Genomic DNA, 13,652 nt, shown 5'->3' with positions numbered 1-13,652 from the left:
GATGCGCATGTCCATGGGGTGTCAACTCTCCTGTGCTGGGCGGGAAAAGGTATGACGGGCCGGCCACCAGAGCCTGGTCGGGCCAGCCGTCTCGGACCGCGGGAATCGCTACAGAGCCAGCGGGACACGCTGGCGGACTTCATCCGATGGCTTGCCGCCGACAACTCGCGCGCGATGGCCTTGGACGCGACGGCGCACCGCACCGCCCTGGCCCTGCTCGACAGCCTCCCCCTGCCGGAGCAGTGTCTCAATGCCGACCCCCAAGGCTCCGAACGGCGGCCACGCCTTCGTCGCTTTTGGCGAGCTGTTTACGTCGTGCGCCGCGCGCAGTACCAGTGCTTGCCGTTCGACTACGTCGCTTCCCACGAACAGACGGGCGCACTTGTGACGGTGTTGCTGTTGTTGTTGGAGTTCACCAAAGCTACGCGTGGGGGTCGCTACTCCACAGCCAAGCAGCGCGCCAAGACGCTTCGCGAGACCGCGCGGCCGCCGTCACCAGAGGCTCCACCGTCCGTATCGACGAGGTCAAGCCCAAGTGCCTCCCGGGCCTGACCAGCACGGTCACCGCTCAGAGGTCGTTTTTTTCCATTGTTTTATCCCGGAATCGGCTGTTTGGTCTGCGGTGTCGGGTCGCGCCAGGAGATGGTGTTCTCGCCGGTGAGGCGGCGGGCCATGAGGTCGGTCATGGCGAGGTGGATCACGGCTTCGGAGCGTGCGGGGAGTGAGCTGTACTGAGATTTGTGGAGTCCCTGATGCCAGGGTTACGGTCCTGGCGAAGGAGATCCACCAACACCATGCCTGCACCCCGTAAATACCCGGACGAGCTCCGCGAGCGCGCGGTCCGCGAGGTCCGTTCCACCGGCCGCCCGATCGCGCACGTTGCGAAGGACCTGGGCATCCATAAAGAGGCCCTGCGCGGCTGGGTCCGCCAGGCGGAGGCCGACCGTGGCGAGCGCGACGACCGGCTGACCACCGCCGAGCAGGACGAGCTCAGGCAACTCCGCAAAGAGGTGGCGGAGTTGAGGCGGGCGAACGACATCCTCAAGGCCGCGTCGGTGTTTTTTGCCCAGGAGATCGACCGTCCCCGGACGAGGCCGAGCAGGTGATCGACCATCTGCGTGACAAGGGTCTCGGGGTCGATCCCGTCTGCCGGGTGCTGGAGCTGTCGCCGTCGACGTACTTTGCCCGCAAGAAGCGGCCGAAGTCGGCCCGCCGGCTCCGCGATGAACAGCTCATGCCTGTGATCGAGTCGGTCCACGCCGAGTCGGACGGCACCTATGGAGCCCGCCGGATGACCCGTGCCCTCAAGCGCAAGGGGGTGGACGTCGCCCGCTGCACCGTCGAGCGCCTGATGGCCAAGCTGAACCTGGAGGGTGTCATTCGCGGACAGCGGCGCCGCACCACGATCTGCGAACCGTCGGCGCCGAGGCCGCCGGACCTGGTCGATCGGGACTTCACAGCCTCCCGCCCGGACGAGCTCTGGGTCGCCGACATGACTTATGTGAGGACGTGGTCGGGCTGGGCATACGTGGCGTTTGTCCTGGACGTGTACTCGCGGATGATCGTCGGCTGGCAGGTCGCGAACCACATGAGGACCGAACTGCCCCTGGACGCACTGGAGATGGGTCTGTGGAGACGCCGGATCAAGGCAGGCTCCGGCCTCATTCATCACAGCGACCGCGGATCTCAATACGTGTCAATTCGGTACACCGACCGGCTCGCTGACATCGGCGCCTCCGCGTCGGTCGGCTCCGTGGCCGACTCGTACGATAACGCGATGGCCGAGGCCCTGAACGGCACGTTCAAGGCCGAGCTGATCGAGATGCAAGGGCCGTGGCGGGACGTCGACCAGGTCGAACGGGCGATCTTCCAGTGGGTCACGTGGTACAACGAAGAACGCCTGCACTCCGCACTCGACTACGTACCGCCCGCCGAGTACGAACGCGACTTCTGACGACAACAGGAAGCCACCCCGCAGTCCGCCTGAAACAAGACCACCGGACTCTACGAAACTCGGGGCAGCTCAGTCCGGGTGATCGAGTACACCCTGGCCCGCAGCGGCGACACTGCCGTCTACCGCTTGCTGACCACCCTGCTCGACCCGAAGCAGGCACCGGCGCGGGAGCTGGCCGCGCTCTACGCCCAGCGGTGGGAGATCGAGACCACGCTGGACGAGATCAAGACCCACCAGCGCGGCCCGAAGCTCATCTTGCGCTCGAAATACCCGTGGGGCGTGGAGCAGGAGGTCTACGGCTTCCTCCTGGTGCACCACGCCATCCGGCAGCTGATGCACCAAAGCGCCCTACGTCAGGGCCTGGACCCTGACCGGCTGTCCTTCACCCGGTCCCTGCGGATCGTGCGCCGCCAGGTCCCGGCCCAGGCGGCGTTTTTCCCCCGGCCGACTCGCTCGGGCACTGGCCCGCACCCTGGCTGAGATCACCGAACGCCTGCTGCCCGCACGCCGCCACCGGGCCTGCCCCCGAGTGATCAAACGCAAGATGTCCAACTGGCCGCTCAAACGGGCCGAGCATCGCAACTGGACACCACCCGAACCGGACACCGTCACCGTCACTCGGCGGGACAGAACTTAAGTCACCGGCATTGGGCCTAGGTCGGCTCCGACGCGTGATCACATCAGACACAGCAAGATCATCTCACTCAGGACCAGCAGTTAAGGGACAGCCCTTAGCCAAGGGCAGAGGCAGTGACCACCGCATGGTTGCACCCTGCAGACCAGCAGATTTCACAAGTTCACAACTTGTGCAACGCAGTTGGCATGGCCGTCTGCACCTAGATCAGCACTGGTAGATGCATGTCGACTTGCGTGGGGATATGCGTGGCGCATTGCACGTAGATATGCATGTTAACTTGCACATGGAGACTCATTTGGAAGTGCATCTACACCTGCATGGCCATACGCGTGGCGAATTGCATCTCTGAATGTTTGGCTGCGTGTGCGGTGGCGTGCGCAGCGCAAGCGACATCGTTTCGGATCCTCCTTAGTGCGCGCAAATGGGAGCTCAGGTGCATCACTGAGTGGCCGCAAAGTCCGCCGAGTGCACGCTCTGACAGAGGTGCGCGTCACGTAGCGTTCAGACTTGCGCATAGGGGGACGCGCTTCCTTTGGTGATCCTGCTCGTAGGCTGGTATTCGATTTGGGACTTTCACCGCTTGTAGCGCGCAAACGTATTCCCTCTACCTGGCTGACCTGCTGAAGTCTCTTGGGCTCTAGGCAAGACGCTTTGCGTGCTCGTGCGACGGTGTTGACACCTTTGGAAAGTCGAGAGCATCGTTTGGCGAAGCGTGGGGGCGCAGGGTGATGCCCTAGCGGTCTGAACACCTTCCGTTTCTGCGGGGTGAGCACATGCCTTTACCCCTGGGGGACAGTCGGGGTGTTCCTGACGCCCTTCAGTCGGCGGAGCATTCCTTTGAGCTCAGGTGCTTGCGCCCACTCGTAACGGCGCCTGCTCGGGCGTCGGCAAGATGGCGTTAACGACCTTAAGGCGGCGGCGGGGCGGGGTCATGGCTTACCTACATCGACCGGAGGTGCGACCTCGCTCCTACACCGCCCCCTGTTGCAGTTCCGAGTTGCGCGCGTGCCCCACAACTGGTGCGCACAAAGGCTTGCGTCGTCAACGGCCCGAACTGCAGGCCGAGTGATGGATGAAGGCCGGCAGCGCATGGCGGGGCAGGCGTCGTGCCGAAAGTACAGGTGTCTGAGGTACCTCAAGGCAGACACGCGGGACTCACGCCACGCCTCTCGACTGCCAGGTCCGGGCACTGCTAGCCTGTCAGGAAAACTGCAGGGTGGGACAAGGGAGCAATTGGCAAGGTGGTTGTCGTAGTTAGACAAGCTATGCCCATATTGTTCAGCGCTTCCGAAGTCGTTGATCGACAACGGCGCCACGAGAGAGCTTTCCTGTCAGCACTAAATGGCATTCGCTGCTGACTGTAGCGGCGTCGTCTTCACCTTGCAGACGTGTGCACGCAAGAAGGGAAGTCCAGTGGCTGTAGTGGTGGGCATTGTGAGTCAGAAGGGAGGGCCTGGGAAGACAACGACCACCGTCAATCTCGCCAGTTCGCTCGCCCTTAACGGGTTGAAGGTTCTGGTCGTTGACTTGGATCCTCAGGCGCAGGCGGGAGTCGCCTTGGGTGTCGTGCCGCAGCCTCAGCGCTCGGCCGGGTTCGCCCTCTACGCACACCTCAATGGGATGACGCCCAATCTTGCGGACATGATCTACTCTCGCGACGAGCTACTGCAGGAGTTCGACGACGTCGGGCGTCTTGACCTGTTCGCGACCGTTCAGAGCACCATGGTGGATGCCGAGCGAAAGGTGGCGGGGGAGGGCTTCGAGGGGACCCTGGTCCTCCAACACGTCCTGCGGCCGATCCGTGATCACTACGACTTCATCCTCATCGACACGCCTCCAAGCGTGAGCGCGCTTTCAGCCGTAGCGCTGGCCGCCGCGAACTTTGTCGCTGCTGTCTGTGAACCTTTGTACGCAACCGTCCCCGGAGTCGTGGTCGTTAAGGGGCTCACGGAGGCAACCTCGGAGCGCACCCATGGGCGCGCCACGCCGCAGTTCCTCGGAACGATCATCAACAAGGCCAATCCCCCTTCGAAGCGCACCACCGAAGACACCAAGGTCGAGTCCCGTCTCGATGAACTCGGCCTGGGGCGCTTCCAGACGCAGGTGCGCCGCAACGGACTGATCTCTGCAGCTTTCGACGAGGGGCGACCGGTCTGTATCCACAGCCCCAATCACGAACCGAGCGGCACCTACAGTGAACTTGCTGTCGAGATCATTGATCGGATCAAGCAGAGGGTGGTGGCGTCGTGAGAGAAGCAACCAGCCCGGAGCCTGAGGGTGAGGCCGCGAAGAAGAAGGGCGGCAGCCGCCGGAGGGCAGGGAGCAAGGTCCAGAGCAGTGTCTTGCGTGCGTCGATGGCTGACGCGTTGAGTGGGAGCTACCTCAACTCAGGCACTGATTCAACCGCTGCGCTTCTGGCGCAGTTCAAGACCCAGGAGCAGCCTGCCTCATCCGATTCCTCGCTGAGTAACCCACCTAACCTCCCCGAGCCGGAAGCTACACAGCCTCCTGCCGCACCGTCTCCGCCGCCCTCCGATGCCGTGGAGTCTGCTGGACTCACTGAGCCGATCACGATGGCGGCGCCCGCGGCGGCGGAAGCTGTGGCGTCCCCTGCGGCACCGTCGTTGCCAGCCGTTCCGGAGGTGCGCACACCTTCGACGGAAGTGGCCCACGGGCTGCAGGATGCCGCGCCGTCGGGGAGGGACGCCTCGAACTCCGGAGCCCTCCTCACCTCGGCTCCTGCTCCCACCGCCGGCCCACAGCCATCGCCGTCAGCGGAGCCAGAAGCAGAACGTCTTCCGGCAGGTCTGCCTTTGATCAGCGAGGAGCCAGCGCAGCCAGAGCAAGCCGACTCGACGCAGGGCTCCTCGAGCCCTGCGTCGACGGAAGAAGCGCGCGAGGAAACACGGCCAAAGGCTCAGCGACTGAAGAAGGGGAAGAACTGGGCGCATGCCGCCTTGAATGAGAGCTTTCTAGACAACCGCATCAACGGTCAGACTTGGCAGACCTTCGGCTACCGGCTCGTGCCAGATGTCAAGAAGCGACTCGAAGCACGGCTCGCGGCGGACAAGAGAGCCTCGGGCAACCGGCGGTTGGCGCAAGGGCACTACGTCAACGTAGCCATGCTGCACGCCCCGTCCACCACGGAAGAACGTCTGGAGATGATCAACGAGTTCCTCCGTGAGCGCGGAGGCGTCACCGATCCGGGCCGGCCCACCAACTACCGCGTCAGCGGGCCAGCATACGAAGACTCGCGCGATCTGGACATGGAAATCACGGAGGCCGCGAAGCGCGGACTTGTCATCTTCTTCTTCTCAGCCGTGGTACAGAGCCTTCTCGACGCCCTGGACCGGGAGGGCCCTCTGGCGCGGCCGGAGATCCTGCGCCGAGTCCAGTAGCAGCGGAGTCCGGCTTCGGGCGGCTAGGAACCAGACGGTTCCTAGTACTCCAGTCTGGTTTCGCGATCTTGCTGGTGGACCCGGCTGGTAACGCGTACGGCCACCGCATGATCATCGGGGGTTGTGTGGACTCCTGAAGATCGTGCGGTGGCCGCAGGCCATAGCGTAGACCCTGCCCGCTGGCGGGCGATGTTCGACCAGGCCATGGCCCGGATCGCGGGACGATTCGGCCGAGTTGAGCCGCGGACCGCCGCCCGTGCCTATCTGCTCGGGCTGCTGTCGAACGTCGAGCGCAAGAACTGCTGGCAGCTGGCCGAGCAGGCCGGTCTCGCCCGGCCCGGGCCGATGCAGCGCCTGCTGCGCTACGCGCGCTGGGACGCCGACGCTGTCCGTGACGACCTGCGCGCCTACGTCGCCGACCACCTCGGCACCGACGACGCGGTGCTGATCGTGGACGAGACGGGCTTTGTGAAGAAGGGCCGAGCCTCGGCGGGCGTGCAACGGCAGTACACCGGCACCGCGGGACGCATCGAGAACTCCCGGGTCGGCGTGTTCCTCGCCTACGCCACCAGCCGAGGAAGGGCCCTGATCGACCGTCGGCTCTACCTGCCCGAGCATTCCTGGTGCACCAATCCGGACCGCCGTCACGCGGCCGGGATACCCAAGGAGGTGCAGTTCGCGACCAAGCCCCGCTTGGCCGGGGAGATGATCGCCGACGCGCTGGACGCGGGGCTCACCGCTTCCTGGGTGACCGGCGACGAAGCCTACGGCCAGGACCCGCACCTGCGAGCCCGCCTCGAAGGCCGTGGTATCGGCTACGTCCTGGCAGTCGCCTGCTCGGCCAGGGTGCGGATCAACCACGGCCGCACCCCCGTCCGCGCGGACACCGTCGCCGGCAGCCTGCCCGCCACCTCCTGGCACCGCCAGAGCGCCGGGAGGGGCGCGAAGGGCCCGCGCTACTACGACTGGGCCTGGATCCACATCGGCAGCGACAGCCACCGCCACCTACTCATCCGTCGCAACCGGACCACCGGTGAACTCGCCTTCTACCTGTGCTGGTCACCCACCGAGGTGCCCCTGGCGGAGCTGATCCGCGTCGCCGGTGTCCGCTGGAGCGTCGAGGAGTGCTTCCAGGCAGCCAAGGGCCAGGTCGGACTCGACCACTACCAGGTCAGGCACTGGACCTCATGGCACCGGCACATCACGCTCGCCATGCTTGCCCTGGCCTTCCTGAGCGTCGTCGCCGCCAGTGCGGCCCCGGACCGGGCCGCCGATCCGCACCACCCCACCCGCAGCCGCGAACCGATCACGCTGACCGTTTCGGAGATCCGCCACCTACTCGCCGCCTTCCACCCACCAGCCGTGTCCGCGGCCAGGCTGCTGCACTGGTCCAACTGGCGCCGAAAGCACCAGGCCACAGCCCGTCGCAGCCACTACCGACGACGATCCGCCGACGAACCCACGGGATAGATCACGAAACCGCACTGGAGTACTAGCCGCCCGAACGCGTTTCTGCGGTAGCTCGAGGCCTCTGAACTGGTACTTGCATGGCAAGCTGCACAATGATTTGCATGGGAAACTGCATGGCTAAATGTGTGGCTGCATGTTGGGCCGCACGCGCGCGGGACGCTCCAACCGGTCAGCAGCGCGAAGCCGCAGCCTCGCGCTCGAGTGAGAGCACAGCGTTTCCCTGTCAGCTTTACTCATCCGCAGGGCAATCACCGATCCCCAGAGCGCCGCAGCAACAACGACGACCCACAAGTCCCAAATTCAGGGACAAAGGCGTGTTTGTCGGACGGAGTCGCAGGTTGATGTCGACACGCCAGTCTTTCCTGACAGGAAAAATCTGGCTCGAAGTGCGCTAGGGTTTGGGTGATGATGATGTGAAAGGACGTCACCCATGCCTCCACGCACGACCCGTTGGACACTCCTGCGTCTGGCGAAACTCGCGGGAGTAGCAGTGAAGGTTGCCTACGAAGCCAGGGACCGACAGGTTCTGCACCCAGACATCCTTGGGCCGAGCGACGCTCTCCCCCTGCGGACTTTCGATGCCCTGCGGCGAGTTAGCTGGCCGACGGAACAACGCGGCAGGGCAACCCGCCAGGCAGTCCGCCTGTGGGAGTCGATTGCCATCGAGAAGTCGCGCATGGACCTCAACGACGTCGGTCACGCGACCGGGATGTATGTCCATCCTCAGGGCGCCGAGTTGGCAATCAAACCCAGCGACCACGCAGTTATGGCCCTACGCCTCGCTGAGGCTCACGTCCCGCATCTGTACTTGCCCATCGGTCACTGGGCGTCCCAGACCCTCGTCCGTCTCGTCGAGCTTTCCGATGACGGTGAGCCAGCGGCCGGCGATGACGAGACCCCGCGCGATGCAAAGGCCTGATCATCACTCCCAGGCCTTTGCATCAGACCTGCGTCGGAAAGCGAACTGGCCCAGGACTTCACATCCCGGGCCACTCGTGTTGTCGAGGAGGTGAGCGCAACCCGCATCCCTAGCTGAACACCGTCGCACTTCCGGCCTCCCTACCTCCCCAGGCGGAGCCTGTTGGCGATGAGGGTTTCCCTCGTACCTCCTCGACAGGAGCAGATCATAGCTACCAGTCAGAGGGCTGGTTCCGTCGTGCCCGAAGCCGACTCGAATCAGCCGCCTACGCCAGCCTCGCACCACGTGCCCCCAACCACTGATGCCGCTGCCGTTCCCGCAGGTCCGGGCACCACGGTCCCTTCTCTCGACGAGCCACTGCTGCTCATGCGGGGCATGCGCAGCGCGCTTGAATCTGCCATCCGCGTTCTCCTCGAGGACCCGCGAGTCGCGGGGGAGTGCGATCTGGTACGGCTTGCCGCGGTGATCCTGCTTGCGAAGGCGCCCGTGGGGTCCGCGCGGGTGGTCATGCGCTCGCGGGACCTTGCAGGGTGGTTGGGCTGCTCGGTCTCACATGTGGCCCATACTGCGATCCCTCGGCTGAAGGCGTCGCGCATCGCCTCGTGTTCGCCCGTGCGTGATGCCGCAGGGCAGACCACTGCGGTCGAACTCGAGCTTCTGCCCCTACGCGAGGCCCGGGCGGAGTCGGCCGGCCACCCGTTGGCCATGCTGAACCGCCGCGACCTGGCAACGCTGCTGCGACTGTGCGAGGCAGTGACCTGTCCGGGGTGGGCGCCCAAGGACAAGCCGGTCACGCCCGCTGGCTTCATGGCGGGCCAGCGGGGGAGGGGTGCCGCGACGGATCGGCTCGCGATGCTGCTCCTCGTGCTCCGGGCGCGTGGTGACGGCCGGGTGCGGATGGCGGCCGGCCGGGTGACGGACGGGTACGGACGCGCTGACGCCACAGTCGCCAGAGCGCTGGGCTGCCCGATCGATCAGGGAGCGGTGGTTGTCGACCGTCTCCTTGATTACGGCGCCCTGGTGCTGGATCGGACGGAGAGGTATGGCCGGGACCGTTTGCGGGTCCCGGCTATTGAGGCTGCCTCGCGCCGTGCGATGCCAGACCCTGCACCGGCCGAGTCTGTTGTGAGCCCGACTGGGACGGTCGGCGAAGCTGCCGGGGCATGCCCTCGGTGCTCCGGACAGGCCATGAGCGTCGATGAGTTGGTGCTGTCCGGTGAGGGTTGGGAGCAGCAGAGCTTCGATGATGCCCTCGCTGAGCAGTCGCTTTCTGCATTCGGGGATCAGACGAGGGAATCAGAGGCGTTTCAGCAGGTCACAATGGATCTTGCTGATGCGGAAGGACAGGACGAAGCTGCAGAGCTCCACGCCACCCACCCACCTGTGGCTACAGGCCCTGGAGTTAGTGCGGCTAATCTAGATGGCTTTTCCGGCTCCGCCGTCTCTGGCACAGGCCGTCGGCGGGAACCCGCGGGTGCGCGTGAGAATCAACCTGAACCAGCCAGCTCGGCGAACGGCTTGCCAGCTGCTCATGGCGGCCCGCTGCGCGGGGAAAAGCTCTCAACTCCGCGACGCACTGGTGAGGCAGGACACATCGGGGCTTTCCGTGGTTCTGCCGCGGTGCCCACGGACCTGCAGCACGTCCTGTCACCGATTGCGCATCTGTGGCCGATGACTGGCCGTGCGTCGACGAGATGCTGGCTGGCGCAGGCGGTACGCCGGGAACTCAGCCGCCTCGGCGGACTCGTAGGTGCGGAGCGAGCGGAGGAAGTCCTGGCCTCCCGCCTGCAGCGACGCATCGACCGTCAAGGGCCGACCACCGTCGTGTCGTTGCAAGGCTGGCTGCTGACGCGCGGGCTCCCGCAGAAGCCCGGGTGCTGGTCCCACATGTGCGACGACGGCATTCGCCTCGACACCGGGGCCAACTGTGACAGCTGCGCATGTCTCGTGGAGGACCGGCGTGCCATGCGCGCCTCCGTGGTCGCGAACGTGGCCGCCCAGCACCCCACTCTGGCCCGGGAAGAACGGCGGGCCGAAATCGAATGGCAACTGCAGGACCGTGTCGCACACGAAGCAGCCATGGCGCTCGTGCGGCGCGAGCGTACCGTCCAAGAGCACGTCGTACTGGTGGAGGCCGTACAGCGTCGACGCGAGGCACTGGCAGCCGCGGAGTCGGCACGTGCGGCAAGCCCGTGTGCGGACTGTGGAATCGCGGACGCCGGTGGACTATGCCTCACCTGCAGCAACCGACGCCGCACCGAGGCCACGGTCACCAAGGCCGTCGACCTGATCGTGGCCCTGCGCGCCGATCTCGACGATCAGAGCGCGCTTGCCGCGCTCACCGAGCAGGTCGAACGCGACACCTGGAAGGTGATCACCGAGGCCTGCGCACGTGAGGGCGCTGAAGACGACACGTCCCGCGCCTACACGGAACGACTGATCGCCGAGAGACTGCTGAACCAGCGTCGGCATGCGGCCCTCACGCACTTGGAGAGTGCCGGTCCCGCCGAGGCAGAAGCGCAGCATGCCTATCGGACAGCACTGCGGAAGGCGCTCGAGTGCCCGCCGGGCGCGAAGGACCGTAAGGCAGCCGAGGGTGCGAGCGTGAAGGCCCGCGCTCGGGCTGCTCGGCGGCTGCTCGACGACTTCCTCTCTGACCTCCACCGGGATCGGGCGGCCCGCGCGCCCGTGGCACCGCCGCGCGCGGCGTGGCGTGAGCGGTGCGCCAAACTCGCCACTCGACCGATCGATGAGCCGGTAAACAGCGGCGACAGGATCCCGGTCGGCGACGCACTGTGACCACCCGATCTCAAGCGTCGTGACAGCGGTGCTGGTTGCCGCCTGTTGTCCTTGCCCCGTGTAACGAGCGACGCTCACCGCACTGCCGGCCGACCGAGGCGACGTCGGCTCATTCGCCAGGGGGTCCACCTCTGTCGGTGTGAGGTCTCAGGACTTCCTTGACAGTTTGTCGCCAGGAGATCCTTGACGGTCCTTCTGGGTGCCCATGCCTTTGACGTAGAGCCTGGTGATCGGTCCGAGGTTCTTGCGGGGCCTGACAGCGAGTTCGTCCTCCCCGTGCAGGATCCGGTATGGGTGTCCTCAATGACGATGGTGACGATCTTTCCGGCATGCCGCGGTCCGAGCTTGATGAACTGCCCGTTGATCACGAAGCGGCCGCTCGCATGCACCTTGCGCTGAGCCCGGATTGCACCAGACGGCAGGGGCGGAGGCGGCAGCGGGGATGTCGCCGTCCGTGCCCCGTGGATCTGCCCCAGGCCGTCGGCTGGAACGGGGCAGGGCCACGTTCCCATCAGTGCGTTGTCGGCGATGGCGTGGATGAGGTGTCCGTCGAGGCGGAGGGTGATCGTGCGGCCGGCGAGGGCGAAGCCGACCTGGTAGCGGCCTCCGGCCAGGCAGACGACCCCGTCGCGATGGACCTTGCGGGCGACCTCGACCGGTTCGCTGGCGGCGAGGACGGCCGTGCCGCTGCGGGCCCTGGGCAGGGCGGTGGGTGCGGGCTCGGGACCGGCCGGGCGGGAGCCGTAGCGCATGGTCAGGTAGGCGAGATCCTCCGGCCTCAATCGGGACGGGACCGTGGTGACCAGGTGCCTGTAGAGGAGGAAGTGGACGCTGCGGTGGTTCGCCCAGACCGTCAGTGTCCTGCCGGCCAGTGCCTGGTGGATGCCAACTCGCTGCCTGCCCGTCACCAGGGTGATCTCACCGCTGGGAGGCACCCGCACCTCGAACTCGACGGCCGTCCCTGCGGCGGCAGAACCGGCGGCTCGACAACCTCGGTATGGATCTTCATGGTCCAGGGAGGGATGTCCAGGTGGGACGCAAGTCTCCGTATCCGGAGGAGTTCAGGAAGGATGCTGTCGCGCTCTACCGCGCTGCGGCCGGGAAGCGGACGTACGCGGCGGTGGCCGCGGATCTCGGCATCACCACGGAGTCGCTTCGGACGTGGGTGCGTAAGGACGAGGCCCAGGCCGTGCCCGAGGGCCGCGACGGCAGCGTGAGCGCGGCCGAGGAGCTGGCCCGGTTGCGAGCGGAGAACGTTCGGCTGCTCAAGGCCGAGCAGGAGTGGCGGCTGGAGCGCGAGATCCTGCGCCGGGCTGCTGCCTATTTCGCCCAGGAGGTGAAGTGAGCCCCCACCGCTGGGACTTCATCTCCAAAAACGGCGCCGACCTCGGCGTCAAGCGGATCTGCCGGGTGCTTGAAGCGTCCCGCGCCGGCTACTACCCGCACCTGGCCACCGAGCAGGCCCGCACCGAGCGCCGGGCCGAGGCCAAGCGGACCGTGAGCGAGATCCGCGCCATCCACGCCGAACACCAGGGCGGCCTACGGCGCCCCGCGCGCGTCATGCTGAACTGCGTGCGACAGAACGCAGGATCAACCGCAAGCGCGTAACCCGGCTGATGCGGATCAACCACATCGTCGGCCGTCACCTGCGGAAGAAGAAGAAGCGGACGACGATCGCGGACAGGACCGCGCCGCCCGCGCCGGACCTGGTGATGCGCGACTTCACCGCGGACACGCTGAACACCAGGTGGTGCGGCGACATCACATACATAGCCGTCGGCACGACGTGGCTCTACCTCGCCACGGTGATCGACATCTGCTCGAGAAAGGCGGTGGGCTGGTCGATCGCCGACCACAAGCACACCTCCCTGGTCACCGACGCGATCGAAATGGCTGCGGCCGCCCGCGGCGACCGGGTCCACAGCGTCGTTTCCACAGCGACAGGGGCGCCCAGTACAGCGCGACCGCCTTCGCCGAGGTCTCCCGCCGGCACGGCATCCGCCGCAGCATGGGCCGCATCGGCTCGAGCTATGACAATGCCCTCACCGAACCGTTCCTCCAGGGCCTCAAGCGCGAGTTGCTCCACGACCGCCGCTGGACCTCGAAGACACAGACCCGACTCGAGCTGTTCCACCGGCTGCCGAACTACAACCGGCACCGTCGGCACTCCGCGCTCGGCTACCTCACACCAGCCGAGCTCGAACAGCAACTGATCACATCAGAGCAATGCTCAGGACTTGTGGATCAGTTGAGGTGGATCACGCTGCGGGGGCCTCCTCGTCGAACGAGACGAGACCCTCGCAGCGTGATCCACCTCAACTGATCCACAGATCTCGACAATTACTCCCCCGGCGGCACGTGAGCGCCGGTGGAGCCGGCGCGGGCAAGGAACGGGCAGGTTTCAGCGCTGACCGGGCCCATTCGGGATAGCGATCCAGGTCTGATACGCCCTTGACCTAGCATTTCCCGGCTGTC

At 65.9% G+C, this 13,652-nt stretch carries 6 protein-coding genes and 4 pseudogenes; 8 read left to right on the top strand and 2 right to left on the bottom strand.

Going from position 1 to position 13,652, the window contains the following annotated elements:
• Nucleotides 1-593: 593 nt before the first annotated feature.
• Nucleotides 594-731 (bottom strand): annotated as a pseudogene (locus tag QFZ82_RS39640) (IS5/IS1182 family transposase); the annotation flags it as partial.
• A 63-nt stretch (nucleotides 732-794) separates the two neighbouring features.
• Here QFZ82_RS39640 and QFZ82_RS02060 point away from each other — a divergent pair.
• From QFZ82_RS02060 to QFZ82_RS02030, 7 genes and pseudogenes are all read left to right on the top strand, one after another.
• Nucleotides 795-1,954, top strand: a protein-coding gene (locus QFZ82_RS02060; RefSeq protein WP_307711216.1) for an IS3 family transposase whose coding sequence is annotated in 2 segments (ribosomal slippage) — nucleotides 795-1,059 and nucleotides 1,059-1,954 — 1,161 coding nt in all. Because the reading frame shifts where the segments join, the coding sequence is not laid out codon by codon here.
• Between the two features lie 75 nt (nucleotides 1,955-2,029).
• Nucleotides 2,030-2,434: pseudogene (locus QFZ82_RS02055) on the top strand (transposase); the annotation flags it as partial.
• Between the two features lie 1,570 nt (nucleotides 2,435-4,004).
• Entirely contained in the window at nucleotides 4,005-4,841 is an 837-nt protein-coding gene (locus tag QFZ82_RS02050) for a ParA family protein (RefSeq protein ID WP_307711459.1), read from the top strand.
• A gap of 563 nt (nucleotides 4,842-5,404) precedes the next feature.
• Nucleotides 5,405-5,989, top strand: a complete 585-nt coding sequence (locus QFZ82_RS02045; RefSeq protein WP_307711458.1) for a hypothetical protein — start codon at nucleotides 5,405-5,407, stop codon at nucleotides 5,987-5,989.
• Between the two features lie 189 nt (nucleotides 5,990-6,178).
• A pseudogene (locus tag QFZ82_RS02040) lies at nucleotides 6,179-7,485 on the top strand (IS701 family transposase).
• A gap of 650 nt (nucleotides 7,486-8,135) precedes the next feature.
• The gene (locus QFZ82_RS02035; protein WP_307711457.1) at nucleotides 8,136-8,378 is read left to right on the top strand and encodes a hypothetical protein; all 243 of its coding nucleotides are present in this window, start codon (nucleotides 8,136-8,138) and stop codon (nucleotides 8,376-8,378) included.
• Nucleotides 8,379-9,998: 1,620 nt separating this feature from the next.
• On the top strand, nucleotides 9,999-11,177 hold the full coding sequence (locus QFZ82_RS02030) for a hypothetical protein (RefSeq protein WP_307711456.1): 1,179 nt from the start codon (nucleotides 9,999-10,001) through the stop codon (nucleotides 11,175-11,177).
• A gap of 74 nt (nucleotides 11,178-11,251) precedes the next feature.
• Here QFZ82_RS02030 and QFZ82_RS02025 read toward each other — a convergent pair whose 3' ends face one another.
• Nucleotides 11,252-12,112: a hypothetical protein gene (locus tag QFZ82_RS02025; RefSeq protein WP_307711455.1), complete on the bottom strand. Its 861-nt coding sequence runs from the start codon at nucleotides 12,110-12,112 to the stop codon at nucleotides 11,252-11,254.
• Nucleotides 12,113-12,207: 95 nt separating this feature from the next.
• Here QFZ82_RS02025 and QFZ82_RS02020 point away from each other — a divergent pair.
• Nucleotides 12,208-13,410, top strand: a pseudogene (locus tag QFZ82_RS02020) (IS3 family transposase); the annotation flags it as partial.
• Nucleotides 13,411-13,652: the final 242 nt, after the last annotated feature.

Origin of the sequence: Streptomyces sp. V4I23 (assembly GCF_030817975.1) — a bacterium.
Classification (GTDB): Bacteria; Actinomycetota; Actinomycetes; order Streptomycetales; family Streptomycetaceae; genus Streptomyces.
Note: the sequence above shows the minus strand (reverse complement) of the source record. Positions and strands in the feature narration are given on the sequence as shown.

Bases quoted from the DNA above. Each gene is read 5' to 3' on its own strand.
- QFZ82_RS02035 (WP_307711457.1), top strand. From the start codon at position 8,136: ATGGACCTCAACGACGTCGGTCACGCGACCGGGATGTATGTCCATCCT.